Source organism: Paenibacillus apii, assembly GCF_011043685.1.
Taxonomy (GTDB): Bacteria; Bacillota; Bacilli; order Paenibacillales; family Paenibacillaceae; genus Paenibacillus_AQ; species Paenibacillus_AQ sabinae.
Map to the genome: position 1 here is coordinate 152,672 of NZ_JAAKGU010000007.1, position 26,968 is coordinate 179,639.

At 47.6% G+C, this 26,968-nt stretch carries 22 protein-coding genes; 3 read left to right on the forward strand and 19 right to left on the reverse strand.

Annotation, left to right across the window (positions count from 1 at the left end; genetic code table 11):
- Positions 1-62: 62 nt before the first annotated feature.
- From G5B47_RS16075 to G5B47_RS16125, 11 genes are all read right to left on the reverse strand, one after another.
- Positions 63-1,127, reverse strand: coding sequence for a TRAP transporter substrate-binding protein (locus G5B47_RS16075; protein WP_165099956.1), 1,065 nt, complete (start codon positions 1,125-1,127; stop codon positions 63-65).
- Between the two features lie 21 nt (positions 1,128-1,148).
- The gene (locus G5B47_RS16080) at positions 1,149-2,171 is read right to left on the reverse strand and encodes a 3-hydroxybutyryl-CoA dehydrogenase (RefSeq protein WP_165099959.1); all 1,023 of its coding nucleotides are present in this window, start codon (positions 2,169-2,171) and stop codon (positions 1,149-1,151) included.
- Entirely contained in the window at positions 2,162-3,256 is a 1,095-nt protein-coding gene (locus G5B47_RS16085; RefSeq protein ID WP_165099962.1) for an NAD/NADP-dependent octopine/nopaline dehydrogenase family protein, read from the reverse strand. The genes G5B47_RS16080 and G5B47_RS16085 overlap by 10 nt, the downstream gene beginning before the upstream one ends.
- A 33-nt stretch (positions 3,257-3,289) precedes the next feature.
- A complete protein-coding gene (locus tag G5B47_RS16090; protein ID WP_165099965.1) occupies positions 3,290-4,081 on the reverse strand; it encodes a class II aldolase/adducin family protein in 792 nt (263 codons plus the stop codon).
- A gap of 34 nt (positions 4,082-4,115) precedes the next feature.
- Positions 4,116-5,099 (reverse strand): 2-hydroxyacid dehydrogenase, encoded by a 984-nt coding sequence (locus tag G5B47_RS16095; protein WP_165099968.1) that lies wholly within the window; start codon positions 5,097-5,099, stop codon positions 4,116-4,118.
- Between the two features lie 51 nt (positions 5,100-5,150).
- On the reverse strand, positions 5,151-6,440 hold the full coding sequence (locus G5B47_RS16100) for a TRAP transporter large permease (protein ID WP_328804553.1): 1,290 nt from the start codon (positions 6,438-6,440) through the stop codon (positions 5,151-5,153).
- Positions 6,437-6,991, reverse strand: coding sequence for a TRAP transporter small permease (locus G5B47_RS16105; protein WP_328804557.1), 555 nt, complete (start codon positions 6,989-6,991; stop codon positions 6,437-6,439). The genes G5B47_RS16100 and G5B47_RS16105 overlap by 4 nt, the downstream gene beginning before the upstream one ends.
- A gap of 90 nt (positions 6,992-7,081) precedes the next feature.
- The gene (locus tag G5B47_RS16110) at positions 7,082-8,152 is read right to left on the reverse strand and encodes a TRAP transporter substrate-binding protein (RefSeq protein ID WP_165099974.1); all 1,071 of its coding nucleotides are present in this window, start codon (positions 8,150-8,152) and stop codon (positions 7,082-7,084) included.
- 805 nt (positions 8,153-8,957) lie between these two features.
- A complete protein-coding gene (locus G5B47_RS16115) occupies positions 8,958-10,184 on the reverse strand; it encodes an RtcB family protein (RefSeq protein ID WP_165099977.1) in 1,227 nt (408 codons plus the stop codon).
- Between the two features lie 58 nt (positions 10,185-10,242).
- Positions 10,243-11,019: a nucleotidyltransferase domain-containing protein gene (locus G5B47_RS16120; protein ID WP_165099980.1), complete on the reverse strand. Its 777-nt coding sequence runs from the start codon at positions 11,017-11,019 to the stop codon at positions 10,243-10,245.
- Positions 11,020-11,046: 27 nt separating this feature from the next.
- Positions 11,047-12,162, reverse strand: a complete 1,116-nt coding sequence (locus tag G5B47_RS16125; RefSeq protein ID WP_165099983.1) for a slipin family protein — start codon at positions 12,160-12,162, stop codon at positions 11,047-11,049.
- 593 nt (positions 12,163-12,755) lie between these two features.
- On the opposite strand from G5B47_RS16125, the gene G5B47_RS16130 reads away from it, so the two are divergent.
- Together G5B47_RS16130 and G5B47_RS16135 are read left to right on the forward strand one after the other, a co-directional pair.
- Entirely contained in the window at positions 12,756-14,066 is a 1,311-nt protein-coding gene (locus G5B47_RS16130) for a helix-turn-helix transcriptional regulator (RefSeq protein ID WP_165099986.1), read from the forward strand.
- Positions 14,053-14,877 carry a WYL domain-containing protein gene (locus G5B47_RS16135; RefSeq protein ID WP_165099988.1) on the forward strand — a complete coding sequence of 275 codons (825 nt, stop codon included), beginning with the start codon at positions 14,053-14,055 and terminating at the stop codon, positions 14,875-14,877. Before G5B47_RS16130 ends, G5B47_RS16135 begins: the two co-directional genes overlap by 14 nt.
- Positions 14,878-15,452: 575 nt before the next feature.
- On the opposite strand, the gene G5B47_RS16140 is transcribed toward G5B47_RS16135, so the two are convergent.
- The 8 genes from G5B47_RS16140 to G5B47_RS16175 form a co-directional block, all read right to left on the reverse strand.
- Complete coding sequence (locus tag G5B47_RS16140) at positions 15,453-16,205, reverse strand: hypothetical protein (protein ID WP_165099990.1); 753 nt, start codon at positions 16,203-16,205, stop codon at positions 15,453-15,455.
- A 789-nt stretch (positions 16,206-16,994) separates the two neighbouring features.
- On the reverse strand, positions 16,995-19,418 hold the full coding sequence (locus G5B47_RS16145) for a restriction endonuclease-like protein (RefSeq protein ID WP_165099992.1): 2,424 nt from the start codon (positions 19,416-19,418) through the stop codon (positions 16,995-16,997).
- Positions 19,390-21,579 (reverse strand): McrB family protein, encoded by a 2,190-nt coding sequence (locus G5B47_RS16150; RefSeq protein WP_165099995.1) that lies wholly within the window; start codon positions 21,577-21,579, stop codon positions 19,390-19,392. The genes G5B47_RS16145 and G5B47_RS16150 overlap by 29 nt, the downstream gene beginning before the upstream one ends.
- 33 nt (positions 21,580-21,612) lie before the next feature.
- On the reverse strand, positions 21,613-22,320 hold the full coding sequence (locus tag G5B47_RS16155) for a nuclease-related domain-containing protein (RefSeq protein ID WP_165099997.1): 708 nt from the start codon (positions 22,318-22,320) through the stop codon (positions 21,613-21,615).
- 212 nt (positions 22,321-22,532) lie between these two features.
- Positions 22,533-22,823 (reverse strand): hypothetical protein, encoded by a 291-nt coding sequence (locus tag G5B47_RS16160; RefSeq protein ID WP_165099999.1) that lies wholly within the window; start codon positions 22,821-22,823, stop codon positions 22,533-22,535.
- Positions 22,824-22,912: 89 nt separating this feature from the next.
- A complete protein-coding gene (locus G5B47_RS16165; RefSeq protein WP_165100001.1) occupies positions 22,913-23,095 on the reverse strand; it encodes a DUF3934 family protein in 183 nt (60 codons plus the stop codon).
- Between the two features lie 258 nt (positions 23,096-23,353).
- Positions 23,354-23,923 carry an SF0329 family protein gene (locus tag G5B47_RS16170; protein ID WP_165100210.1) on the reverse strand — a complete coding sequence of 190 codons (570 nt, stop codon included), beginning with the start codon at positions 23,921-23,923 and terminating at the stop codon, positions 23,354-23,356.
- Positions 23,924-24,023: 100 nt separating this feature from the next.
- Positions 24,024-25,013: a tRNA dihydrouridine synthase gene (locus G5B47_RS16175; protein WP_165100003.1), complete on the reverse strand. Its 990-nt coding sequence runs from the start codon at positions 25,011-25,013 to the stop codon at positions 24,024-24,026.
- Between the two features lie 645 nt (positions 25,014-25,658).
- Here G5B47_RS16175 and G5B47_RS16180 point away from each other — a divergent pair.
- Positions 25,659-26,885, forward strand: coding sequence for a hypothetical protein (locus G5B47_RS16180; RefSeq protein WP_165100005.1), 1,227 nt, complete (start codon positions 25,659-25,661; stop codon positions 26,883-26,885).
- Positions 26,886-26,968: the final 83 nt, after the last annotated feature.

Sequence of the window (26,968 nt, forward strand, 5' to 3'; positions counted from 1 at the left end):
ACATTTTCGGCTCCTCGTGTTCATCAGGGCAATATAGGTACACTTTATATCGAAGTTTTGATTTATTTCGAATAGGAGGCCTTCAATTCATCCAGCCGCTTCTTGAATTGTTCGGCAGGCAAGCCCTGTGCTTCGAGATCGGCGACCGCTTGATCCTGAAGCGGCTTCAGCTTCGCATCCCACGCCTGTTTCTCCTCCGGCGTCAGCGTAATGACCTTCAGACCTTCTTCCTTCATGGACCAGTCCATTGCTTCCTTCACATGATTATCGAGATATTCCCCGGCCCAGGCGGCCATCTCCGGCCCTAACTCCTCGATCACCTGCTGAACGTCCGGGGGAAGCGAATTCCAGGTATCCATGTTCATTACTGCGGCGAAGGTCGAAACGCTCAGCGGGTAGTCCGTCACAAATTTGGCCATTTCTGCAAGCTTCAAATCCATCAGCACTTCGCGCGATGACACGTAGCCTTCGATAACGCCGGTTTGCATCGCTTCGACGGATTCCGCCTGCGACATCCCGACGGGTGAGGCGCCCAACTCCTTTAGCAGCGGCGCAAGCGCGCCGGAAATCCGGATCTGTTTGCCTTTGATGTCGTTTAAGGACGCGACAGCGGCTTTGGTCTGGATATAAGCCGGTTCGGTTGCAAAGGCGGTGATGACCTTCAGGTCTTTAAAAGAATCCTGCGGGTATTCCTTCAGCAGATCAAATATGACCTGGCTGGCTACCTTGCCGCTTGGAAATCCCGAAGGCAGCTCGGCGATCGTAAGCAGGGGGAATTTTCCCGGCTCGTATGTCATAACCGACAGGCCGATGTCCGCGACCTTGCTTTTGACCCCGTCATACATATTGTTGGCGGCCAGCAGGGTGCCGCCCGGGAATAGGTTCACCACAACCTTTCCGTTCGTCCGTTTCTCCACTTCTTCCTTCCATTTCTCCATCTGCTTCGCCGGAAATGTGCTGGCCGGGGCAAAGAACGCGTAGTTCAGCTCGATCGGTTTATCACTGGATGCCGCCGCATTGGCCGCGCCCGTCTCTTCCGGCGCGTTGGCGGTGTTCGCATTGCCTCCGCATGCAGCCAGCACGACAACCATGAGCACAGACATGACGCCAATCCAAAATCTTCTCATGAGCTTCTCTCCATCCGTTATTTATTTATGTAGGCTTGGGCTGATTCCCCGCAAAGACGGCTCGCCCGGAGGCGACCAATACCCCAGGTGCTGCAGCAGATCAACGAATTTCCGCATCGTTTCCCGTTGGTAGGCGGTGACGTCCCTGCCACTGAAATCGTAAAAGCCCTTCCCGGATTTCATGCCGGTCCGGCCGTTCGCCATATTCTCCGAGATAATGTCCGGGGGAGCGTAGCGATCCGTAGACAGCTCCTGCTCCAAATAGCGGTCGGCGTAATAGAGGATGTCGCCGCCTCCCCAATCTATAAATTCCAGCAGCCCCAGAACGGCAAACCGAAGACCGAAGCCCACCCGGGAGGCAGTGTCGATCGCCTCGGGTGTAGCCACCCCTTCCTGAACGAGCCGGGCTGCCTCGTTCATCGCCAGCGCCTGAATTCTCGGCACAATGAATCCGGGCGAAGCGGCGCACTGGACCGGCACTTTTCCAACGCCGGACAGCAGCTCCATCATACCGGCCAGCACTCCGGAAGCGGTCTGTGCGCCGGGACTTACTTCAACCAGCGGGATAAGATAGGCAGGGTTAAGCCAATGCGTGTTCACGAACCGCTTAGGCTTGTCCAGAAAGGAAGCCAGCGTATCCACCATAAACGTCGAGGTTGTGGAGGCGATCCAGGCATCGTCCCGGGCCGAAGCGCCGATCCGGTCAAATGTGTCCTTTTTGACCTCCAAAATTTCGGGAGCCGCTTCAAACACAACATCCGCCCTGGGCAGCACCGCTTCCATCTCATCCAGGGAATGGTAATCGATTTGCCCGAGAATCTTCTCCGCGAGCGATGGATCGAACAGTTCGAGAGACGCCAAAAAATAGAGATTGTTCTCCATTTGTCCGGCCGCTTCCTTCAGGACCCGTTCCGTCTCCGTCTTGCTTCTTTCTTTGCTGTCGATCAGTTCGACCTTGTGGCCCGCATAAGCAAACACATGGGCAATCCCAATTCCCATACGACCCGCGCCGACAACAGCGATTACGGGCTTGTTCATACCCATTGCCGCACACCCTGCTGCAGCATCATTCGCATGCCATTAACGGACAGGCCGCTCAGCTGAAGGTTTTCCAGCGTCCTGCCCGTCTCGCGCAAATCCTCGCCGGTCACGGCCGAGGCGATCGCGAGCAACCCCTTGGCGACAGGAGCGGGCATACCCGCCCAATCCGCCAGAGAGACGAGGAAGGCTAAACCGCAGGCGACATCTTCGCGCATGTACCGGTGCGTCATCAGATCCAGATGCTCGCGCCAATCCGAGCTATCCACCAGCTTCTCATGGGCGGCATTTCCGTACATCCATTCATCGCCGTCCTTGCTGTAATGGTCCGCGAGCGGAAAATGCGGCGCCCGGTAGCCCAATGCTTCCCGGACGGCAATTCTTTCAGCATCCAGCGCATTATGCACCCTCCGTACAGACGGCTGCGTTCCTTCATTATGAATATCCCAGTGTTCAAAATGCTCGATCGGACCGGCGTTCATGAGAATAAGGGGCGGATGGATAATCGGTCCCGCGTTCATCAACGCGCCGTCCAGCGCGTCCTGCAGCCGTTCGACTGCCGGAAAGGCTTCCTCCAGGACGGCAAAAGCTTGCTCCGCCAGCTCGCCCGGAAATACGCCGGTCGGGAGGCGGGTCGCCCGTCCGCTGACGGCTACCGTGTCAGCTCCGTGTTTGCGGGCCAGATAGGGAAGCGTGCCCGTTTCGGCAAACGCAACCTTGGCCCGGCTGCCCGCTTCGGCCAGCGCCTTCGCCATCACATAGCTGCCGAAGGTTCCGGGGGGCAGGAAGATCACCTGCCCGTCCTGCAGGTGAGGCGCAAGCTCTGAGGCTACAGAAGCCTGGGCAAAAGCGGGCAGGGGGAGCACAATCAACGCGGCGCCCTTCATGACCGCGGACAGATCCGTGCTCGCGAGCGACAAGCTTACCTTCCGGACGCCGCCGGCGTCCTTCAATATTAGGGACTGGCTTTCCAATACAGGCTGAAAAGCCTCTTTATCCCGCCTCCACAGCCGCACACGGTGGCCCTTGTCGGAAAGGTCCGCCGCCGCCGCATAACAACCGTGTCCGCCGCCTATCACTGCAATTTCCATGCTGTGTCCTCCACTCGTTGTTTTGGGGAATGCTTAATCCAGAAAATCGGGCTGCAGCCGGAGAATTTTATCCCACAGCGGCTGGAAGCAGCACCAGCCGGCCGTTTCGGACCCTACATGCTGCATGGTCGCCAGAGCGGCTTCGTGAGCAACCGGTATCGGGGAAGTTGACGCGCCTTCGGCAAGCAATTGGGCGTGGCAGGAACGCTCCATCGTAATGTACCACCAAGCCGCCGATTCCACGGAATGCCCGACAGTCAACAGACCGTGATTTTGCAGGATAACCGCCTTCTTGCCGCCCAGGCACTCCGCGATCCGCTCCCCTTCTTCTGTTTCGTACACTACGCCGGAATAGTCGTTGTACAGGCCGTGATCGTTGTAAAAAATACAGGCGTCCTGGGTAAGCGGGTCGAGCAGGCGGCCGAGGCTGGAGAACGTCTTTCCGTAAAAGGAATGGGCATGTGCGGCGGCAACGGCGTCAGGACGGGCTTTATGGACACTTGAGTGAATGGCGAAAGCCGCGCGGTTGAGCATATTGCTGTTGCCCTCAACTACCTTCCCTTCATCGTTCACCAGCAGCAAATCGGAAACGCGAACCTGGCTGAAATGCATGCCGAACGGGTTCACCCAGAAATGATCGGGAAATTCCGGGTCCCGGGCGGTAATATGACCGGCGACACCTTCATCGAAGCCAAACAGGGAAAACAAACGGAAAGAGGCGGCGAGACGTTGCTTGCGGTGCAGCCGTTCTTCCTCAAAGCTGCCGAATTTCATCGGATACTTATCCTGCATCAATTCCAGGTTTGTGCTCAATTCTGTGCTCATATCCCATACCTCCCGATATTTTTGGTTTGTGCTTTTAGTTCTGTACACTTTCCTTAAATTCGCGGATTAAGAACGGAGGGGTTTCCCCTTTTAGAGCCGCCACCAGGTTTCGGGCTGCTGACATGACCATGTTGAAGCGGGTCTTTGCCGTTGCCGAACCAACATGCGGAAGTGTGATCACATTGTCCATGTTCAAAAGGGGGTGATCCGGGTTAACCGGTTCGAATTCGTAGACGTCCAGGGCGGCTGCGCTTATTTTGCGCGCCCGAAGCGCTTCGACCAGCGCCCGCTCGTTCACAATGCTGCCGCGCGAAGCGTTGATCAGGACGGCGGAGGGCTTCATCAGGTCGAAATGCCGGCCTCCAATCAAATGCTCCGTTTGTGCAGTGAGCGGCAGCATCACGACGATAAAATCCGACTGTATCAGCAGCTCCTCCAGGGAACAATACTCCGCGCCCAGCCGGTGCTCGACCTCAGGCCTTCGGCTGCGGTTGTAGTACAGCACCTTCATGTCGAAGCCGGCTTTGGCGCGTTTGGCAACCTCCTGCCCGATGCCGCCCATGCCGATGATTCCGATCGTGGAATGATGGACATCAAGGCCGTACCAAGACGAGTCGATTCCCCGGGTCCAGCACCCTTCCTTTACATAGCGGTCCAGCTTGACGATTTTTCTGGCGGCTGCAAGCGCCAATCCAAGTACCAGATCTGCGACCGATTCGTTCGAAATACCGGGATTATTCGTCCCGATTACGCTGCGGTGTTTCATCGCTTCGATATCCAAGTTGTTGTATCCGGCGCTAATCGTGCTGACGACCCGTAAATGGGGAGCCTGCTCCAATAATTCGGCGTCGATTTTGCCCTCTCCGAGAAGCAGCCCTTCGGCATCCTTCAGTTCGTCTTTCAGCTCCTCGTACCGGATCGGAGCTTCCCCCTTCCACTTTCGAAGGCTGCAATGCTCAGCCAGGTAAGCCTCGATTTCATCCGGGATGGGCCAGGCAATATATACTTTGGGCCGCATTTCGATATCACCTCCACTATAGGGCCAACCGTTGTCCGCCCTCCCTGCTGCTTACAGAATAAAAGTCATGAGAGCCGGAAATGCCGTCAACAGGATGATGCATATCAGATAGGCATACACATAATACATGGAGCCTCTGAATATTTTCGTAATGGGCACGTCGGGCGCAAGGCCTTTGACAACGAACACGTTGATCCCGACAGGGGGCGTAATGGCTCCCAAGCTGGTAATAATGCACATCATAAGCGCAAACCATACCGGATCATAGCCGAGCTGAAGAGCCGTCGGAAAAAAGATCGGGATGGAAATGATCAGGAAGCCGAAGGCGTCCATAATCGCGCCGCCAATTGCAAATACAATGAAGATCCCGGCCATAATCCAGACAGGCTCCAAAGGCAAGGACGTCACCCAATCCGCCACTTCATACGGAAGCCTGGTAATCGTCAGGAAGCGGCCGAATATCAACGCTCCAACGACCAGCATGATGACCATAGCGGAGGACCGCAGCGAATCGGAGACGGCCAGCTTGAAATTCGCCCAACTTAGACTTCGTGTCGCCAAGGCATACACCAAAGCTCCGATTACGCCGACGGCCCCCGATTCGGTAGGAGTGAACCATCCGAGAAACAGACCGCCGATAACAAACACCAGAAGCAGAAGCGTCGGCAGAACGCCGCTAATGGCCTTCAGCTTCTCCACCAGGGCCACATTCTCACTCGCGGGGCCGATATTCGGGTTTCGCTGGCAGATGTACCATACGATGAGCAGGAACAGCACCACCAATAAAATGCTGGGAATAATACTGGCGGCGAACAAATCTTTTATCGAGAGCTGTGCCTGTATGGCAATGACCAGGAGCACGGTGCTTGGCGGAATGATAATCCCGAGCGATCCCCCTCCGGCAACGCTGCCGGTGCTTAATTCATCGTCATACCGGTATTTCTTCAGCTCCGGCAGCGCCATGGAGCCGATCGTTGCCGAGGTGGCCGAATTGGAGCCGCAGATCGATCCGAAGCCGGCGCTTGCCAATATAACCGTCCAGATCATGCCGCCTCTATAGTGGCCGACCCATTTGTAGGCCGCCTGGAACAGCTTTCCGGTAATACCGGAGCGATAGACGATCTCTCCCATTAATACATACATTGGAATGACGCTGAGGGAAAAGCTGGAGAACTGCGACCACAAATCGCCGCTGATGACGGCATAAGCCGCATTGGGAGAGGCGACGACAAGCAAGCCGAGGAAACCGACGATAAACATGCTGAAGCTGATGGGCATTCGCAAAAACATGAGCACGAACATGACCCCGATGCCGATCAGCGCGTAGGCCGTTAAGCTCACCGGCGATCCCCCCTTACGAGGTATTTGAGGGAATCGGTCAACAGGGATAGCGTTAAGCCGAAGAACCCGATAGCGAGGAGGTAAATATACGGATAATAAATGACGGCCAGCGTTTCCGAAAGACCGCCGCTTTTCATCGTCTCGTAGGCATAGATAGCGAGGCGGTAAGAGATCAGACCGAAAAACAGCATGCTGATGAGCAGCATCAGCCCCTGAACAGGGCCTCTTATCCGGGCTGGAAACTTCTCCAAAATAACGTCGATATCGACATGACCCCGATGAATTTGGGTATAGCCCAGCGCGAATGCAGCCGTGATCGCGGACAGCCATCCGGAGATTTCCCCAACACCGGGAATCGGCACGTAAAAGACCCGGATAATGACATTGGCGACGATCAGGAGCGCGATCAACAACATGGCCAAACCTGCAATAACGGCCAGAAACTGATTGACACGGAGACTGATTTTCTCCAGGGCATTCAAAATGGAGGCTGCACCTTCTTTCCAATCGCTGCGTGTGCTTTCCTTTCGAACCGCCTTAAGCTCATTCACCCTCTCCAATCGTCTCACCTTCCCTTTCGGCAGTTCCGCCGTGATGGCCGCCGATTCGAAACGCCGGCGATCACGGACGGTCCGCGGATATTATTTCGAGTATTCCGCCTTCAGCTCATCGAGTCGTTTCTTGAATTGTTCGGCGGGAAGACCCTTTGCTTTCAAATCAGCAATTGTTTTCTCCTGAAGCGGATGCATTTTTGAATCCCAAACCGCTTTTTCTTCCGGTGAAAGAGTTACAACCTCCAACCCCTGCTCGTTTACCGACCAATCCATCGATTCCTTCACATGATTGTCCAGATAGTCTCCAGTCCAGGCCGACATCTCAGGGCCTAATTCGTCGATAACCTTCTGCACATCGGGAGGCAGCGAGTTCCACGTATCCATGTTCATGACCGCGGCATGAATGGATACCGTCAGCGGATAATCGGTCACGTACTTGACCATCTCGGCAAATTTCAAATCCATCAGTACTTCGCGGGAGGAAACATACCCCTCGACGACTCCAGTTTGCAGAGCTTCAACCGCTTCGCTCTGCGACATGCCGACCGGAGAAGCGCCAAGCTCTTTTAATACCGGGGCCAGGCCGCCCGGAATACGCACTTGCTTGCCTCTCAAATCCTTCAGGCTGGCCACCGGCTCTTTCATCTGTATAAATGAGGGTTCGGAAGCGAATGCGGTGATCAGCTTGACGTCCTTAAACGTATCCGGCGGAAATTCTTTGATCAGATTATAGATAACCTGACTCGCAACTTTGGAGTTCTGAAATACAGTGGGCGCTTCGGCAATCGTCAGCAAGGGGAATTTACCGGGTTCGTAGGTCGTTACCGATGAGCCGATGTCGGCCACCCCGCTCTTGACGCCATCGTACATGTTCTTGTCGGTCAGGAGCGTCCCCCCGAAAAACAGCTTGACGGATACCTTGCCGTTCGTCCGCTTCTCCAGCTCTTCCTTCCACTTCTCCATCTGTTTGGCCGGAAACGTACTGGCCGGGGCAAAAAAAGCGTAGTTGAGTTCAATCGGTTTATCGGTTGACGCCTTTGTTTCCCCCGTCCCGCTCCCTTCCGCAGTCTCAGCCTTTGAAGTACCGGAATTATTGCCGCAAGCGATCAGCATGAGCAGCATGCTTACGGATAAGAAGCTCATCCACATTCTTCTCATAGAACCACCTCCATCCTTAATCGTTGGCTGATTATTCGGCAACCGCTGCTGCTTCTCTCCTCAACTCTCGATTCCTGTCCTAACGAATCCATTCCGGGCCGGTTAAACCTAAAGGAGGGTGACGGCTAATAGAGATTGAATTATGTAAATGCCGCACGTTGTCCTGTAACTTAAAGCCCGTTTCGGGGTAGCAAAGACCTTCTTGTGGAATCACGGAATTCTCCAAATGCCCGGCATGCGTATTGCCGTCGGCTAACATCTCCTTCCCGCTCACTGCACCCCCTTAGATGTTATTATAATGTAATGTAATCTACCGTCTCATCTTAACTTTTCTTTTTGTATGTGATATTTTATACCACAAATTAAACACTATATGAATTTTGTGTGAAATAAAACAACCGATTCGTATGGTATTATACCTCAAATTTAATATGATTCATCTACGATTGCAGAAAGTTGCAGAAAAAACCTGCCAGAGCATGGAAAAAACCATGAAATTCGTGTTTTTTCACATCCTAAGCGTAGGGTAGATCAGAGGAACTTCACTGAGGATATTTAGGATTGGGAAATATTCGATTTTTATAGAAACAGGGGGAGATTGAAAATGGTGATAAGCTTGTTCGAAACTTTGGAATCGGTGCGTGTTCCATGAGGATGTTAATTACATTAAACGGCTTAAGCGGATGGGATAATTTGAAAAGCGGCAACATGATCATCAATCATTGGACGCAAAGGTGGAGTCCTTAATTCATTTTTCGATCTATCCAGTTCCTTGGCCCTTTGAACAGTTTTAAGCAACAATTGCTCAATCCTTATACGGATCAAACTCATCCGCTCCCGCCATACAAACACCAATCGGTTTAAGCACATGCATAACCTCAATCGTTTCGGCATGCGCATCCAGCACATCTTGAAGCTTCCGGTAAACAAACGGACTCTCATCCGTTCCTGCGCCGCGCAACTCTACACCGAAGGCCCGAACGGCGTCCAGCATTTGCTCCGTAGTGATTTGACCACCGCTTCTTGTGCGAGTCTTCCAGTTCATTTTTCCTGCCGCTTGCGTCCGGCTCATGATCCGTCCGGCTCCATGTACGGTGCTGTAGTAAGCCTCCCGGTTCTCTATGCTGCCCTTGCCTTTTACGATAACGGATATGTCCCCCATACTCCCGCCGATAAATCCGGTCTGGCCCGGCGCGGACGGAGTCGCTCCTTTACGGACGACAACGACTTCCTTCCCGCTGTGCGTCTCTTTCCAGGCGTAGTTATGATGATTATGCACTTCAAGGTCTGCTTCCGTTCCGAGAATCGCCAAGACCTGCCTCATCACATAATCCCGTCCCGCATATGCGTAACGTCCAGCCAGCTTCATCGCCCGATAATACATATCGCCAAGCTCGCTGCTCAGATCAAGCAGTACAGGCGGCTGGTCCATCTTCTCACCGGGAGCTTTCGCTAGAAACTCCCTACCTCCCGCCAGATTAATAAAGCCGCTCGCCGTTTTGTGCCCAAACCCTCTACTCCCAAAATGATTTGCTATCCACACACGGCCTGTTCCGGCTTCCTCAAACAAGTCAACAAAATGGTTGCCGCTGCCGACCGTACCCAGCTGATCACGCGCCAATGTCTTCAGCTTGTCGTGTTCCTGCCTGCCTACTGTCTTGTAAACGTCCCAATCGGGATCGTCAAAAAGGTCATGATCGACTTTTTCCTGGTTGACACGGCCCACCCCGAAGGAAATCCTCCGGGCGATCTCATCCATAATCTTTGCCAATCTGGGCTTTATGTCCCCGGCGGCCAAGTTTGTTCGTACCGCTTTATTCCCGCATGCAATATCATATCCAACGCCGGAAGGGGAGATTTGCCGGTCATAAACAACAACTCCGCCGATCGGTTGACTGTACCCTTTATGATGATCCGCCATTAGCAGCGTTTGGACCACATTACCGGTTTCCGAACAAGTCCTCGCTTGAGCAAGCGCACCCTCGTCGGGGTTGCCCCAGACAAGTACGCCGTTTATATTCTGATAAGCCATAACATTATTTCACTCCTGTTATAAGAATTCCTTTCCAATCTTACTCATCCCCTTTTCCTCAAACTTCTTTCAGCACCGATCGAAACAACTCGTCAAGCCTCTGATCCTGGTTTCCGTCGCCAGGCCGCATTCCTGGTGCCGTCCGCTCGTAATACGCTATTCTCTCTTCCAAGTACTCGTTGATCGGGGTGATTCTTGGTTCAAAATCCATCTCGTCGCCCGCTCTTTTACGGACCAGCAGCCCGTCAATAACCGCCTTTAATTCGCTTCCCGCTGGCACAAGCTCCTGGGCCAGACGGTTAAATTCAATCGGGGGCATGGTGACGTATTTCTCGATCCATTCACATGCCAATATCGGGCGGAGAACATAGAAGTACTTTTTGATCTTGACCTGATCCCCCTGGAGGTAGTCGCGGTAATTTCCCTTGGCCATATGCAGATAGTGATGGATACATGATTTTGGAGAAAAGGTTAAGGATGCGATCCCCCGGATTTGCTCGGTTATCCCGTGGTTCTCCCTGTATACAATCGGAGATTGGAGCCACTCGAGCAGCGGCGGATTCGACTTGCGGAACAAGTTCAAGGCTTTACGCAGATCCCAGCCATTGATGTCCAGCATGTCACTTATCGGCCGTTCGATGACATCCCGCTTCTCAAAGATTGATAAGTACCAATCTACCGGCCGCACATAGATAAATCTTACGTCGTAGTCGCTGTCCTTTGAAGGGAACCCCCACGCGCGGCTACCTGATTCGCAAGCATACAGGATCCGAACGTTCTCTTCACGCTCGATGCGCTCAAGCACAGTCAAGATATGTTGATGGTAACTGCTCATATGAAAACCTCCTTAGGGCACGGTTCGTTATTTGCCTTCCGCCTTTTTCTCACCAATAAGTGAACTCAACCGTTCCAACAGGTCTCCGCCGCCCGTTAAAGAGATGGACCCGATTTTCTCGCAAATTTTCTCCAGGAACTCTAGCTCTTTCAGCCGGAATAACGTCTGGTTCTCGTCCATCAGCTTCGCGGTGTTAAGCAGACTTCGGGTCGATGCCGTTTCTTCGCGACGAGTGATTAGATTCGCCTGTGCCTTCTTCTCAGCCAGCAGGACGGTGTTTAGGATATCTTTCATTTCACCCGGTAAAATAACATCCTTAACCCCCGCACTCAGGAATTGTACTCCGAACTCTTCACCCTTCTCACGTAAGCGGGACAGTATGAACGACGCAACGTCCTCTTTCCGTTTCAAAAGATCGTCTAATTTAAGAGTTCCGACATATTCCCGAAGCATGAGCTGAAGCTGGATATGAATTTGCTCATCGAACGATTTCATTTCCAAAGCACGTAATGGCTGTACGATCTTGTATTGGCAAACGAAATTCAACCGCAGCGTAACTTTGTCTTCCGTCATGATTTCCTGGCCGATGAGATCCATTTGTTGTTGTCTTAAATCAATCGTCTTGACCATAACCGAAACGGGACCTCGCCAGAAGTAGTACTTGCCAGGAGAAAGCTCTCGTTGTAAGACGTGATCATAAAACAAAAATCCGGATTCATAACTCGTGATTTCATAGGACTGCGTATTGGCTGTGAGTTTCGGTATGATCGAACGGTCTACCTCGGCAGGCAATTCGGGTTGTCTGATATCCGTATGTAAAAAAGTATGTTTCTTGAGTATACTCCAATAGGCGTAGATACCAGGCTTAAGCAGTTGTACGAATTGACCGTCCTCGTAATGCAGGACGTATTCGTGGTCTTGCACTCGTACGATATCGAGCTCTCGCAAGAGGTCTTCATCCTGAAGGAACAACTGCAAATCTTTACCCTCTACAACGAACGGTTTCGCGATATTCATCACCACAACTGCGGGTTGTAACCACAAAAAATAGTGATAGGTCCCCGGATTGAGCTTTTTCACATAACTTCCTTTATGAAAGAGCAAACCGCGCTGGTCAGCTTGTATCGTTACTTTTTTAAACATATTCGTTACCCCCTTAATGGTTCGACCATTGGATGTAGAATCCCACTGCGGTTCCGGCGGAATCTCGTTTTAGATAAGCGATCTACCAAGGATTTTTAAGGACATATGATTCAGGAGGGTGACCCTGCTTCAGCCATCCTTCTTCCTCTTCCATCCTAAAAAGCCTCCCGGAATTTCGCTCCATCGGTATCCACGGATTGCAAGGCCTTACTGCAGTGCGCTCAAACTAGCCGCCAGGGATTCTATCCTTTGGTCTTTGTACAAATTCTCGCTCGATTGAAAGTCGAGTATTCTGCCAGAATCGCGTCACAGGCGATTGGGGAATCGAACCCCAAATAGTGGTTTCTTACCGATCCGACCGTACAGGATACCGCAACATACCATGCACGGCACTGCGGGATAAACCGATATCCCCGCCTCGTTACGACCGTCCGAATAAGAACCGATGTGTCTTACACAGGTTCTATAATCGCTCATTTCAACCAGAACGAACATGGTAAAAGTATTACGACCGAACATAAACTTTTCCATTTGACCCAAATCCCGCCCCTGCTACAATGAATGAAGAGGTCTCATTTGAACGGGGGATTATTTTGGCTAAAGAGAGCTTTGATAAAGAGATCCAATTCCTGCGTATGCTTGTGCTGACAAGCGGCGCATTTAGCAGACAGCAGTTTGCCGAACGACTGGGTATTTCCGTACATACCTTTGATAAAACGATCCGGCGGCTCAAGGACGTGATAAGTTCCATGCACCAGCATTTACCGCAGGAACAGAGCAAGGAGTTTTCCGAGACGATTCGCTTCAGCTATTACGACTCCACCGATCCTCTACTGCTGTTTCTGTTTCGGGCTAAATCGGTCAAAGAATCCGAAAGTCAAAGAATCTCGCTGCTTTTGGCCGCGATGAATGAGCAGGCTTTGACTGCGATGGAACTCTTGGATATGTGCTGCGACAGTCTGTCCCCAGGCCTTCCGCTGCCCGACGAGAAGACCATTCGGTCGGACCTCAAATACCTGGAAGAGGTTGGCGTCATCCTTAAAGAGCCGGGACCCCGCCCCTACCGGTATCGCATTCAAGATGACCTGGTCCGGAGCTTGTCGGAAGAGGAGCTTATCGATTTGTATGATTTTGTGGATGTGATGGCGAACACGCAGGTGCCTTCCGTTCAGGGCTATCTGCTGCGCGATGGGCTGAAGAAACATCTTCTGCGGGGGGAATTTGAGCAGCACGCGATCGAGCCATTTTTATATAAGTATCACTATTACTCCCGGATTTTGGATGAAGCGCATCTGTTCACACTCCTTCATGCCATCCGTCACCGCCGCAGAGTCCGGTTTCTCTATTTCTCGCCAAAGTCTGAAAAAAGCTACGCCTCCAAAAACACCAATCCCTTATTTGAACGGGATACGGCAGGTAAAGCCCAGAAGACGCTTCCGCTAAAGATTGTGTACGATCATCAATATGGAAGATGGTATCTGCTGTCCCACGGCAGAGAGGGAATCCGGAAATACCGGATGGAAGGAATCACTCAAATTGAAGAGGATGAATCTGTGGACGAGGCTTGGTATGAGGAGAAGAAGAACGAGCTGGAAGAAAAGCTGCGGTACAGCTGGCTGATCGATACAGGCAAGCCGGTGACGGTTAGGGTGAGATTTTACAATCCCGGCGATTCTGAGCCTAACTTCGTAAAAGAAAGGGTTCTGCTGCAGGGGCAATGGGGCCAGATTGTGTTTGAAGACGAGTATTCTTTTTTATACGAAATCACGGTAAACGGGACGACCGAGATCAAACCGTGGCTGCGAAGCTTCGGGTCAAGCTGCGAGGTTCTAGAGCCCATTCGATTCCGCAGGGAAATGATCTCCGAATGGAAGGAGATTAAGTCTTACTATGAATCTGTTTGAGAAAATCTTTAATCACCAGATCATCTCCCGGCTGGAGGATTCCGGTACCTTTATGGTCACCTCACATGAGCGGGCATGGCTGAAGACCATGCTGGAGCATCCGGCCGCAGCCGAGGCTTTCACCCCGGACACCTTGAATAAGCTGCGTACGATTCTCGAGCCCGACCCGCTGATGGACACCTCCAGCCATCTGATTGAAAAAGCCCGCAGTATGGAGAAGCAGGTCTATCACCCGCTCCTGCGTACGCTGCGCCGGCATATTTTAAATAAGACCGGGGTTCGTTTAACCTACGCAATTAAGAGCGGGCGCGTGAACGAGGATCAACCGGGCGTTCCTTATAAACTGGAATATTCCATGGTCAAAAGAGAATGGTACCTGCTCTGGTATCATCTCCGGCATCGCGCCTTCATGATCACCAGGCTGAAGAAAATCCATTCTGTCATGGCCGAGCCTATTGAGCCCTCGATGGCCGACGGTATCTTCCGAAAGATCGGAAGGATGCTGGATTCGCGCAAATCGGAAGCAGTTATCGAAATCGTCCGCGATTATAACGAAGAGCTGTCCCGGATCCTGTACGCCTTCTCCAGCTTCGAAAAAGATGTGGAGTATGATTCGGAGAAGGATACATACACAGTCAGAGTCTACTTGCTGGGGGATGACTTCGAGTATCTGCTCTCCAAAATCCGTTTCCTGGGGAAGCGGGTTCGGGTAGTCGAAGGCGATTATTTAAAAAAGCGGATGCTGGAAGCCTCGACGAAGGCTTTGGAGCGATATGGGGTTGTAGCGGAGGGCGAGGAGTTATCTTCGTAATTAGGTACAAGGAGGCCGTTTATGATGAATCTATCCGAGTTATCCTGCTGCTATCGCTCCACTCGATTTGCGCAGCTGCCACAAGGATTCTCAGCCTTTCCAACTCCCTAATCCCTATTCCTTCGAGCAATTAAAGTTTGCCTTAGAACTGGGGAAAAACAGGGATGGATACCTGAATTTCACTGAATTTTACTCGGCCAGTAGGCAAAATTTTTAGGTTTAGGCAGACTTTTTAGTCTTGAGGTAAACCATATTCGAGAATACGACATGGATCTTTGAAAAGCCGCTAGGCCTGGTAAGAACAATCTGAACATTTCACCTTTGGTTTCTGGCAGACGGGCGCCCATTCATTTTGGCATACAGGGGAATACCCTGTGAAAGAAATATGTTGTTTTTCAAGATGAGACAGTTGAGATAATAACTTAATTCATCCGTGGTCATCCGTCCTTTGGTCTTGATTTGATTCCACAATGTATATGATGATTTCATCATTATCACGGCGGTGACAAAAAGAGCCGCCTCAAAATTTTAGTTTTAAGGCAGCCCCTTCTTTAACTATATGCAAAAATACATCATTATTGAACTTTTTCTACTGAATAATTTCCGCCATATTCTATAGCATTAGCACCCGAAAAAGTTGCATACCCAGTTCCATCTACTGTTGCATAATATGTAGCTGAAGCATTTTGGTCTGTTATGCTAAAGTTAGTAGCATAGTTCGTTCCCCTGCTGGTTTGAGAAGAAATGTAATTACCATAGTAAGTAATCTTAACCGTATCACCTGGTTGAATTTGCTTAGCCTGTGATAAGCCTGATGTCAGACTTACTACATCAAATTTATAGCTCCAATCCTCCCAAAAGGTATCGAAGTTTCCCTTGTAAGGGAATGCCATGCGTAAATCCCCTGTTGAAGTATCGAATACCGTCCACGCTGGAAATCTGAAGGCATAGGTCCATGTTCCATCCCATACAGAAGTCGCATTTTGCCCTAAATCAAAGTTATAAGAACTAATCAGTTCTCCTTCCGTTGTATTTCCGGTAAACTGTTCAAAAGTCACAGCAAATGTTCCGACGCCGTTGGGTTGTGAAGAATCCCCCCAAAATTGGCTAGGTGCAGTGAATGCCCCCGTTCCTGAGGCTGTACCTGTTGTAATTATCCTATATGGATCTGCTGTAGTTCCTGTACCTGCAAATTTACTTGCAGTAACGCTACCCATTGCAGAGCTAATTGCTGTCGCTGCCCATACAGTACTGCTAAATAAGAAAAAAACCATAATCATAACCATCAGCTTGGCTGACAGAAGACGTTTTAATATCGTATTTTTCATTTTAAACCTCCACTACATCGCTTTTCGATGACTTATATTTTTATTAATATAATTTCCTGAAAAGAAAGCGTCCAAATCTAAAAATACATAGGATGTTTTTGTAAATTCGCAAAGCTGTTCAAGGATTTATCCGATGGATTAATGAAACGCCTGCCGCCACGGTAGAACGTTTATGCCTGCAACTCTAAGTATTAAATGCCGAATAAATGTTCATCAGAGCACTAAACAAATTAAACACGTTATAGCTAATCATATCTTTCTATAACAATTTATGAAATTTTATATTATTATCACGTGATATCGACATTATACTGTTTGCTTTTGTTTATTTATGTAACGTTACGTTATGTTTTATTATAATTAGTTTGATTTAGTGAAATCAACTATAAATTTCATTGTTATTTCAAAAAGCTTCATATCTGGATAATTAACGACAAATCACCACCCAAACCGGAACTTTATTCTAAATAGGCTTGCTCTTTCATGATCCGACCAATTCGCCGTCTGGACACGACGAATCCGCGCTCATAGGCTTTACGATTCTTGTGAAAAATCTCCACCACAGCTTCAGTGACATTGTCTTGTTTCAGTTGTTCTTTCACTTCATAATAGAATGTACTTCTTGCCATTTATAGGATGGATTAAGAGCGGGTTGAAGCAACCCGCTCTTATCTCATTTATATATATGATCTCGCTTTCAACTGCTCCAGAATGTGCGGATCTTTGATTTTGGAATCCTACGCCAGCATTACGACATTGGCACCCTGACCAGTGCAGGTATCTATAGGCTTAATCACCTTGCGTATACTGCACCTCCACTACCTTCCCTAAATCCACGTAATGATCATGATCTAATTTAACTTTAACTCTGCCCCTTCTGCGCTTCTCACGCCATTCACGAAGGTCTTCCTCCGTTTCTAGTCGAAGCTCCGCAATTTCAATGGCTCGGTCTAGAATGTATTTGCTTGTATACAGAACCGTATATATCCCTTGTCCTCCTAGCGCAACGGGGGTTTCTCTCCTCATCCATTTCTCAACTGTAAATCTCACATATAGCTCTTCACCTGTACCGGGGCGAAATGGGATTTCCCTGATTTCCTTACGCCGCAGCACCTTCCAATCCGCAGTTTTACCTACCCAGTGTATTCCCGCTTTTGCAGGATCATTAAACTTTCTTCTAGATTGGCACATGGCTACATATTCGATTTGAGTTAGTATCTTTACGTCAGAAAGATTCTTTAGCGGTACGTGATAGAAGGAGTGCTTCAATGCTATCTCCACTTGGTCAGGTCCTCGAACGGAACCAACCAATACATTTTTACCTGCGAGCTTATTGGCATAGTATTCTTTAGTTCCACGCGGACGTGTTGATCGTTCAAAGGCTTTTTCCGGACTATCTTGGATAATCTCCTCTAAGAATTGCTCCACCAGGCTTGTAGAATTAGGCAAAAAGGGCAATGCTCCAATATTCAATAGTTCGATGCTTTTATAGAAACGGTGGCTCTTGAACCGCTCTTCATCAGGATAAGGAAATAACACGTAAGCACCAAACATGCTTCGTTCATATTCCCCTGAGCCTTTTTCCTGATAGACAATGGCGTCTCGGTACCTGTGCATCGTATTGATATCGTCTTCTTCAGGTCCAGGCTGGCCGTAAACTTTGTGGTAGGGGGTTCCCTCATACGCTGGATTCAGTCGGTATTTCGCATCGAACACATACTTGTATTCTTTTACTTTGCCAGCATCCTTCTTCTTTAGAGTAAGGACATTATCCGGACGCTGACTCAGAGTCGGGGTCTGTTCCGAGCTAGGAATCGCATTATAGTACAAAATAAACTGTTCTCCGTTCGTAGGATTCTCATAGACCATCTGAGCACTCCGCGAGCGATCCAAGGTCACGAAAATCCCATTGCGATTCACCTTGATGATGTCCTGCTTCACCAGCTTATACTTCTGTCCTAGCAATTGATTCAGCTTTAAGAAGCACCAATACTCATAGAGCTGAGCCACATCCTTCATGGATAAGCGGAACAAATCACTTTGAATAGACAAGCCCTTTAAGAGCATCAAATAACAGCGATACACTTCCCGATAACCTGGTGCCATTTGGAGAACAAGTGTGACGGACATCTGTTTCAGTGCCCCGACCTCTCGCAAAAAATCCACCTTCATTAACCGCTCCAACTGGGCGATCATCGTGTCGATTCTCTTCAACAGCAGCGGGTCTTGAGTGCGGTTTCTCTCTTTCCAGCGGGCCTTCAGATCCTTCAGCTTCCCATGAATTCGTTCCAGCATCCAGCGGATGAACCGGTTCTCATTCGTATCATAGGAGAGACGTCTACGCGTCTCCATTAAATGAGTAGCTGTGTATTTTCGATCTCCGATAGACAGGAATCCATAAGTCATGTCTTCTTTTAAGCGTTCAGGATGCTTCGCAAGCTCCCTTATATTCTCTCTTCCGGCTTTCTTCACCCGATTAACGTCAACTAAACGGCGGTCTTGAAGAAGGGCGTGATTGGGATTGTTTTTAATTCGCTCAACTGCATCTAATAGCTGCCTAAATACGTGCTGTAGAATGGTAAAAAACTCCGTCAAACTCTGATGCTGCGTCTCCCGAAGGCCTGTCATTTGGTAGGTTTTACGCAAAAAATCAAACGCCAGATTGTAAATCTGCTCATTCACTTCATTCAAAATATTCTGGTAATCCTGCTTATAATCCATCTTTGAGGGGAAAATCTCCATCTCCACCCGCAGCAGCGTCTGCCCCTCACCCCGGATTTCCCATTCCGTCAGGCCAACCTCATTGCCAAAATTCAGAACACCCGCAAGAATAGACTCGCCTAAAGGTTTAATGGCTTGCCGAAGCAATACATTTTCATGATAAAAAGAAAGGTTGCAAGGAGTTTTCTTCTGTATAACTAACTCATACGATTGAGTCTCATAAAAGCAAGGAAAGGTAGACTCTCCTGGCTGCCAATCCACCATCCCACCTACGTTAGGCGAAAAGACTTTGATCTGAGCTTCACCAACTTTTTCGGAACAATAGAGACTAAGCTGAGCGTTCACCCACTCCTGATCAGAGGACCGATGAAGCTGTAGCGTCTCCACTGTAGGATGATAAGGACGACCTTGTAGATATAGTGTAAAAAGCTCCGTGTCTACACGGAGCAATTCAACCGCCTGATTAAGAGAGCCAGTATGAGGTAAATCCATCTTCCTCCAGCCTCCTTAGCATAAAAGCCAATTTGCGCGCACTTTGCGGATGCTTAGCTATAGGTGGTGTTTGACCTGCGTTCCATCTCGAGTACAGTGGGGAGGCATCCTCCATTAACTCTTGAATATTTACGGTAACGCCGCTTTCATTGCCTAGCGCTCCTTTAATCAAGTTCAACAATACTCGGCGAACCGATGAGTGACTCCCCTGGATACGCGGCAAAATCTTTTGAAGTAACTGCCAATCAAAGGCCTCTTCTTCGCTCATCAGCTTGTACCGTTCGTTATAGATCATATAGAAGCAAATCGCATCACGTACCCGAAAGCCTACATTAGCGTGGATATCCTCGAGCAGGGCATTGATCTTGACCAATCTTTCCGTTGTACGAATAATCAGTTCTTTATTAGCATCGTAAGCGTCAACCAACTGCAAATAATCCGACCGCAGAAACAGGTGATTCAGTTCAGCAAGATCGGGTTCATCACTCGGGCTCTCCACTTCATTTAACTCCGGATACTGCTCAAGGTTGATATAGTTGAACTCTAACGTATTGGCTCGATCCAGCACTTTTTTGCTAAACGGATGCGTCGTTTCGTCCATGTTCACGGTCCCGATCAAGAACACATTCTCCGGTATCCCCAGGCTGCCGAACTTCACCTGATCCTCAGGCGTATCCAGCATGGTGGGAGAAATCAGATCCTGCGTCCGAATCTCCCCCTCCTGCCAGTCCTGCGTTTCCAACACACTTAACAGTTCGCTAAAGTAATGCTCTACCCGGGCCAAGTTCATTTCATCCAGGCAAATAAAATAAGGCTTATGCTGATTCTCCGGCCTACGTGCCTCCACTAACACCTCGGTAAGAGGGCCGGGTTTCAACCTACCTGAAAGGTCTTTGTACCCGAGCAGATCAGAAGGGTCACTCCAATCCGGCCGGACCGGAATTAAAGTAAACTGACCATTGTCCCCTGTTGCCCCAAGAGCTTCAGCAAAAAGCTTAACCAGACGAGTCTTTCCCGTACCCGAAATCCCTGCCAAGATGACAAAGGGCTTGGTTTTGAGGGAGAGGTAAAAGTTCTCAATGAGGTGTTCGGGGAAAAAGAAACCTTTTTGGACAATGTAGGATTGGATTTGGTGAAGGAAAGTTGAAATACTTGAGTCTGACGGCGGTAGAATAGGAATCACCTCATCTGAGCTCTCCGAAGAGGAAGTAGACTCATCTTGATCTAGGATTGTGAAATCTGGCCAACTCACGTCTGGTGTGAGCGACTGGAGAATTTGAAGGCCTTGTCTTGAAAAGCGGAACAAATATCCTTGGTTCACCCCGCCTCCAGAATGTAGCGGACCTTGGGTAATATTCAGTCGCATGATTTGCTGATTAAACTGCTGAAGCATAATGGGCGGAACAAGCTCCTCATAGTTGGTTCGAACTAATCGACCTTCCTCTTGCCAACTCGTATTGGCCATGGACCCTGGCTTCGGGGCATCTATCGCGGCATCCGTTACCTGACTTACGTAGCGAATGGCTTTATTCGAATAATGAAGAATGAGATCTTCTTGTTTGACTTCCTTCATGGTTTCCCAATGGTATAGCTTTCGGCCTTGTGAATTTACTAAAGGCGCCCAAAGAATTCCTTCGTTCTTCTCCGCTTGAATGGTTGACCCTTGGTTAACCCACCAGACATTAGGCTTCGCTTGATAGGTTAAAAATTCCAAACGGTATTCGTAAGGTACTCCTGTCGCAAAGAAATCTATGTACTCCGCTTGATCCTCAGGAACGACAACCTGTGGCTTTTTCGCATCCCCTGCTTGTTGATTCGTTCTTTCTTGCATGATATAGGAGTATGAATGAGAGAATGTTTGGATTAAAAAATCCTTCAACGTTTGATTCCCGTTATAGCGTAACTGTAGGGCTTCTCGACCAGCAGATACTTGATCAATCTTAAATAATGTGGCTTCAAAACTACGATCTTCGTATATCAATTTAACCTTCCGGCCTTCACCTAAGTTCGGTTGTTGCCCTTGATTGGCCTCCAAAAAATCCGAGTGAAACTCTACTGGAATATGGGTACCGTCACGAAAGATGGAAAAGTCTACTTTCTTTCGACCAATTAGATTAGGTATCTCTGTATCCTTCCACCAACTTCTTAGTTGTTTGATCATTTCAGTTAACTCCTTTAGTGCAAAAAATTATAATTATTTCGTCGCTGCTTTCCCTTTGTTTGCCGTTATCTTCTCGACATGAAGTTTACGAATCTTTGGATCAGTGATATTAGCTTGAAGCAGTTGGTCATAGATTTCTTGGACCTGTTCCTGAGTAAATAGAGGCTCGGGATTTTCTGTCTTCAAACGAAGCAGCTTTCTGGAAATGAAGTCGCTCAGTTCCACATCATAGACGATAAGCTCGTCCGAATGAATTTTGTGGAGCTCCGGATCTATGCTAAATCGGCATCTCATCGTGAACGAAATCATCGAGATGAAGCTCACAGCAGGGACACCCTTCAGCAGATTCTCTATTGCCTTAATATGACCATAATTTTGCTTGAGAGGATTATACATTTTATAACGGTTACTTACCGTCCATTGTTGATCGGAACGCCCACCTTTGATTTCACCGTTGTAGTTCTTGGTTTCGATGACAAACAGGCAATATGGGGTGATGACGAGGTGATCGATTTGGGAGTGGCCGGTACGTGACTTGGGGTTCAGGACCAGTAGATCGCTTAAAGATTTGCATTCCTTGGGTAGTTGGTCGAGTTGGATATTGATCTTGTGTTCGCCAAGCTCACCGATACGGGTGGATTCAATCTTCGGGCGGGGTTTAGCGGATTTGGGCTTATTAGCCTTTTGTAGGGAAGTGGAAGTATTGCTTTTCTTCAAAAATGAAAATAGGTTCTTAAGCATGATGGGAACTCCATTCCAGTGAATTTGACAATAAATATGTTAATTCGACGGAATGGCAAAATTACCCTTCACCTCAATGAAAAAGCCGAGTGTAGCCCAGAATCATCTGGATCGTAGTAGTGTGACTGGTGTTCATAGGGTCCTATTTTCAGCAAGAAAAGACTCCCATCAATCTCGGAAGCCTTCTGGCGCAGCCCTATATGAACTGAAGCTCAGTTCTTAAAATGATAATCTGAATTTGCCGCGTTAAGCATGGAATCCCAATTGGCAAAATCCGTCTCTCTTACAACATGGCGATCAAATAGCTCATCAGGAATATTACGTATATCCTCCTGAGTCACTGCTTGAAAATTACCTTTCTCCAAAAACGCTCCAAAACTATGATAGCTGGAATGTTTGCTCATGAAGGCTTCATTAAACAGTTTATCGAGTGAAATATTACCCGGAGTTTCCTGTACTGTTTTCTGCCCTTTCAATTCCATTAGCAGCTCGTCAAATGACATTGGTTTTTGTTTCTTCAGATTACCACCCCTAGTTTTATTTTATCGATTCTTATTATATCGCATTTTACATATTCGTATTTAGCGTTAGCCTAGTTCGTAGATTTTTTTCCCTTACGAGGACTGAGTGTTGCTTCGCTATCCGCATTTTTTTTGCCTTTGGATTTATATGGCTTGGGCACGTTTTTTGCACGATTGGCACTGGCCTGCCATCGATTCCAGCCTTTTTTGTCTGTTCCCCTGCCTGTTCCACCTTTACCTTTAGCTTTACTCAAATAATCACTCCATTATGATTTAGGTTACTTTCTTGACAACACCACCACGCTCTCCACTTGTGTTGAGTGTTCAGTGGGAACAACCTCGCAGCAAATGCCTCCAACAAATGAAAAGCCGACGAATTAAATCAAATAAGGTCTTCGGTTTAACAATTATAACTGTTCGCTACTTAAAAGAGTGAGTTCTTAATTATCACCACTCTGTCCATTTATCGCGTGCCCCCTCGCTCATCTATGATCATTAGCGGGTATCATACTTCATAATGTATTACGCCGTAGTTCATAAAAATACTGCACAATTGGATGCTTTAACTTCATCTTCTCGGACATGTTTAAAATCCGCTTTTTTCCAACTCTTCGGTCCACCAAAGCAAGGATATTCAATAAGATATCATTGCTCTCTATGCTTTCCTCTACAGAGGTAGATAAAAACTTATTAGCCACTACGATAAAATTGGATTTACTTAATGAAGCCTGTGCTGACAAAAGCTCTTTAGCATATTCTGTTGTTCTTCTATTTCTAGCCATTACTTTTAGACGATCCTCCGGCACTGGCCCCTTGGTATCTTTTCTGACCGCCTCAATGTTGTCATTGTTGATAGGAATTTGAATATCTGGATCATTCTTAACTTCTAGCTCCGTTTGATACCATCTGATGGAGCTCGTTTTATCACTCATATTGAGTATGTTCTTTTTATCTACCGTAATATAACAAATCCCTGATTTATCAGGTAAATAGCGGTAACCCGGTGCGCGGTATTCTACCCTTCCATTTAACGCAGGACTTAGAAAGCCCTCCAGCTGCTGCTTCAATTTGCTCCAGGACATGTAATCCCCTCCATATAAAAACAGAGGAAAGGCTTGTTGGCTCCGGGTTGGTCCCCGTCTCCATTCATCCGATCCTCCATCTAATTCACGTCTCTTTTTTTTATTTTCCACGTTCCTCTGCCCCATCATGCTCCTTATTGCCAAATTCATCGAGCAGCGCACGTACTTCACTTGTGGACTTGGTGTTCATTAAGTTATTTCTTAATTCACTTGCCCCTCGAAATCCACGGACGTATATTTTAAAGAATCGGGGTAGAGGACTGAACGAACGTGGCTCCAGCGCTGAATATTGATCATGGAGCTCCAGATGCAGCCGCAGCAAATCAAGCAATTCCTCGCTGCTGTGATCCTTCGGCTCCTTCTCAAAGGCAAATGGATTATGAAAAATACCGCGTCCAATCATAATCCCATCCACACCGTATTGCTCAGCGAGCTTGAGGCCGGTCTGACGGTCCGGGATATCCCCGTTAATGGTCAGAAGGGTATCTGGCGCTACCTCATCACGAAGCTTCTTGATTTCCGGAATGAGTTCCCAATGAGCAGGTACTTTACTCATTTCTTCTCTTGTCCGCAGATGAATGGACAGATTCACAATGTCTTGTTTCAAAATATGGGTTAACCAGCCGCGCCATTCGTCTACGCTACTGAAACCGAGCCTTGTTTTTACGCTGACGGGCAGTCCCCCGGCTTTTGCGGACTGGATGAGTTCCGCTGCGGTTTCCGGACGACAGATCAGGCCGCTTCCCTTCCCATTCTCCGCTACATTCGCTACAGGACAACCCATATTAATATCGATGCCTTTAAACCCTTCTTTCGCCATACCGATGCTCATTTGACGAAAGTATTCCGGCTTATCTCCCCAGATATGAGCTACAATGGGCTGTTCATCCTCTGTAAACGTCAAACGCCCGCGCACACTATGTTTCCCCTCCGGGTGACAATAACTTTCTGTATTCGCAAACTCCGTAAAAAACACATCCGGTCTGGCTGCTTCACTTACGACATGACGAAAAACAACATCCGTCACTTCTTCCATGGGTGCCAGTATAAAAAAAGGTCGTGGTAAATCACGCCAAAAATGATCTGTCATATCAAAAACCTCTCTATGAATATCAGAACAAATCTTTATCCCGAAATGGTAAACTAACCTGTGCATGCCCTTTCTTCTTCACTTACAGCATGTAAAAGCAAAGTATATCATAACCCCGAGAGAAGCATACTCACCCAATATATTCAAAAAAAGAGGGGGCGCTCCCCTCTTTCAAAAAATCCGCCAATACATCTCAACTATTAGTCTTTCCTGACCAACAGTGAGCAACACTCCACATGCACCGTATGCGGATTGCGCCGCGGCTCCGATTGAATCTGTTATAGTCGGCTAAAGCCTTGATTTTACTCTGTTTTGCGTTGGCATTTGGTTCTATTTGGGTCATTTTAGGTGGTTGGGGACACAGTTTATCACCACTTTATCCCCAATTTAGAGAGCAAGATTCTACCAGTTGATCTATGGCATCAACACTTTACAGAGTCGACTTTGGCGGATGTAGTTCTGGATCACCTGATCCACCATGAGAAGGAAATCACTTAGCTTGCCAACAGGTGGAAATTCTGGTATGTAAGAAAAGAGCCTGCTTGAGCGATTACGAGTGTCCACGAATTATCAAGACCCTAAATTATATCATGGTAGGCAAATTCGCAAATATTCAGGTATACAATATAGTGAGGAGTTAAATATATGAAGGCAGATTTTGAAAATGAAGAAGAACTTTTCCCAAGACCAATCACTGATATTTCACAAGCAATAACAAAGTTAACTTTAGAATATTTCCAGGCTAACTATAAAGTTGACATGAGCCATTCATTTCATAATTATAAATTAATAAGACTTCTGATTATGTTGAATCCAAATAAAAGCAGTATACTAGGTGAATCACTAATAGATGCAGTTGAGTTTATTATCAATACACATAATTCGAATTTAGAACTTATGGATGATATAGTAACAGATTCCTTTAAAAAGCGTGATGAAGCACTACACTTTTTTTGGGAATATATTTGTACGACACAACTATTAAAAGATAAAAAGTTATCGTTTAGGAAAAAAGCCGCTTATAGATTTAGCATGATTCACCAAATCATAGAACACATGCTGAAACGCGAATCATATTTGTTATACGGTTCATTTAATGTAGAAAATGAAAAAAGTGTAGTAAACAATGTAAAATTAACTGAAATAATTGAGACTCTGCTTAAGCTTCCATTTGAGTACTTCAAGAGTATTGACCAAAACAAACTTAAAAATATTTCAATAAACCAATGGAGAAACATTGCTGCACATTCTTCTTACGAATGTAGAAATGAAACAATTAAATGTACATATAGTAACAATAAAAATAAAGTAATAACATTGAGTGAAATAGATGAGGTCATATCAGAAATTTATGGTTTGAGACTATTTGTAAAACTAGTTACAAATCTAACACTTGAGATATTTCAAATCCGATTACCAAAGTATCAAAAGGTAATGATGTTTGTTCCGGAAAGCGTTGTAACTGATCTAAATACTTATTATGAACAATTTAAAACCAGAATTAAAGCAATTGAATTAAAAGATTCAATTATGATTGAAGATAAGTTATATAGTCAGGAAAATGAATCGTATTTCGAGATTGATATTGAAAGTGAGTATAATGAGCGGTTAACAGTTGTTCAACTCGCAATACTGTCAATAATTCAACTTTCAAATATTATAAATGGTAATAACTGTTCTGTGAAACTAGAGGATTTAGTGTGGATCTTTACTATTATATTTTCTGAAGACGGTACAAGACTGAAACTTGCTATAAGTTTTGACGAAGTGTCTCTTCTTTTGGATAACCCAGTAGCATATATCGAGGTTATTAAAAGAAAACTACTACAATCATCTCCGGAGGAAATGAAGAGAATGCTGAAAATAGAGTAACTTTAACTTGATTACTTAACTTTGCTGCGGGCCTATCATATACCCTTTTAATGTTACGGTACGTCCGCCCTTACCTGGTAACA

What these genes read in the sequence shown, in the direction of transcription:
- G5B47_RS16075 (WP_165099956.1), bottom strand. Translation starts at nt 1,127, where the DNA reads ATGAGAAGATTTTGGATTGGCGTCATGTCTGTGCTCATGGTTGTCGTG.
- G5B47_RS16080 (WP_165099959.1), bottom strand. Translation starts at nt 2,171, where the DNA reads ATGGGTATGAACAAGCCCGTAATCGCTGTTGTCGGCGCGGGTCGTATG.
- G5B47_RS16085 (WP_165099962.1), bottom strand. Translation starts at nt 3,256, where the DNA reads ATGGAAATTGCAGTGATAGGCGGCGGACACGGTTGTTATGCGGCGGCG.
- G5B47_RS16090 (WP_165099965.1), bottom strand. Translation starts at nt 4,081, where the DNA reads ATGAGCACAGAATTGAGCACAAACCTGGAATTGATGCAGGATAAGTAT.
- G5B47_RS16095 (WP_165099968.1), bottom strand. Translation starts at nt 5,099, where the DNA reads ATGCGGCCCAAAGTATATATTGCCTGGCCCATCCCGGATGAAATCGAG.
- G5B47_RS16110 (WP_165099974.1), bottom strand. Translation starts at nt 8,152, where the DNA reads ATGAGAAGAATGTGGATGAGCTTCTTATCCGTAAGCATGCTGCTCATG.
- G5B47_RS16115 (WP_165099977.1), bottom strand. Translation starts at nt 10,184, where the DNA reads ATGGCTTATCAGAATATAAACGGCGTACTTGTCTGGGGCAACCCCGAC.
- G5B47_RS16120 (WP_165099980.1), bottom strand. Translation starts at nt 11,019, where the DNA reads ATGAGCAGTTACCATCAACATATCTTGACTGTGCTTGAGCGCATCGAG.
- G5B47_RS16125 (WP_165099983.1), bottom strand. Translation starts at nt 12,162, where the DNA reads ATGTTTAAAAAAGTAACGATACAAGCTGACCAGCGCGGTTTGCTCTTT.
- G5B47_RS16135 (WP_165099988.1), top strand. Translation starts at nt 14,053, where the DNA reads ATGAATCTGTTTGAGAAAATCTTTAATCACCAGATCATCTCCCGGCTG.
- G5B47_RS16140 (WP_165099990.1), bottom strand. Translation starts at nt 16,205, where the DNA reads ATGAAAAATACGATATTAAAACGTCTTCTGTCAGCCAAGCTGATGGTT.
- G5B47_RS16145 (WP_165099992.1), bottom strand. Translation starts at nt 19,418, where the DNA reads ATGGATTTACCTCATACTGGCTCTCTTAATCAGGCGGTTGAATTGCTC.
- G5B47_RS16150 (WP_165099995.1), bottom strand. Translation starts at nt 21,579, where the DNA reads ATGATCAAACAACTAAGAAGTTGGTGGAAGGATACAGAGATACCTAAT.
- G5B47_RS16155 (WP_165099997.1), bottom strand. Translation starts at nt 22,320, where the DNA reads ATGCTTAAGAACCTATTTTCATTTTTGAAGAAAAGCAATACTTCCACT.
- G5B47_RS16160 (WP_165099999.1), bottom strand. Translation starts at nt 22,823, where the DNA reads ATGTCATTTGACGAGCTGCTAATGGAATTGAAAGGGCAGAAAACAGTA.
- G5B47_RS16170 (WP_165100210.1), bottom strand. Translation starts at nt 23,923, where the DNA reads ATGTCCTGGAGCAAATTGAAGCAGCAGCTGGAGGGCTTTCTAAGTCCT.
- G5B47_RS16175 (WP_165100003.1), bottom strand. Translation starts at nt 25,013, where the DNA reads ATGACAGATCATTTTTGGCGTGATTTACCACGACCTTTTTTTATACTG.
- G5B47_RS16180 (WP_165100005.1), top strand. Translation starts at nt 25,659, where the DNA reads ATGAAGGCAGATTTTGAAAATGAAGAAGAACTTTTCCCAAGACCAATC.